This is a genomic window from Amycolatopsis antarctica, from assembly GCF_002262875.1.
GTDB classification, from domain to species: domain Bacteria; phylum Actinomycetota; class Actinomycetes; order Mycobacteriales; family Pseudonocardiaceae; genus Amycolatopsis; species Amycolatopsis antarctica.
The window spans coordinates 1-631 of record NZ_NKYE01000051.1; the positions used below are offsets into that span (position 1 = coordinate 1).

The 631-nt window shown below is 69.4% G+C and carries 1 protein-coding gene and 1 pseudogene; one reads left to right on the forward strand and one right to left on the reverse strand.

Annotated features, from left to right (window positions below):
• Positions 1 to 438: cation:proton antiporter (locus CFN78_RS28375; protein WP_205660688.1), on the forward strand; the 438-nt coding region annotated here is incomplete at its 5' end.
• Between the two features lie 48 nt (positions 439 to 486).
• Here CFN78_RS28375 and CFN78_RS28380 read toward each other — a convergent pair.
• Positions 487 to 631, reverse strand: a pseudogene (locus CFN78_RS28380) (dCTP deaminase); the annotation flags it as partial.

A 631-nucleotide genomic window follows, 5' to 3' on the forward strand; every position in this document is an offset into this window, starting at 1 on the left:
GGCATCGCAATTTCAGGCGCGACGGCGCACAACGCGACGCGCATCCTCGAGCCGCTGCGCGACCTGTTTGCCGCCATCTTCTTTGTGGCGTTCGGGCTCAATACGGATCCCGCATCCATCCCGCCGGTCCTTGGCTGGGCCCTGGTGCTGGCCGTCATCACGGCCGCCACCAAAATGGCGACGGGCATCTGGGCGGCCAAGCGCGCCGGCATTGCGCGGCCCGGCCGCCTGCGCGCCGGAGCCACGCCGATCGCACGCGGTGAATTTTCCATCGTCATTGCGGGGCTGGCGGTTGCTTCCGGGGCGGTCCCCGGCGAACTGGCGGCGCTTGCCACCGCGTATGTCCTGCTGATGGCGGTTGTGGGTCCGCTGGCCGCCCGGTTTGTGGGGCCTGTCAGGGCCGCCCAGCCGCCTGCTGGCGTGGCCGCCAACGCCTGAGTCCGCCGTTGCCCCTGCGTGGGCCCGGGGCGGGCGCTTCGCTGCCTGCTAAATCTCCGTGCGGTGGAAGTTCAGGTGGCTGCGGCTCGCGGTAGGACCGCGCTGGCCCTGGTACCGGTTGCCGTATTCGCCCGAACCATAGGGATGCTCCGCAGAGGACGTCAGCCTGAAGAAGCACAGCTGGCCAATCTTC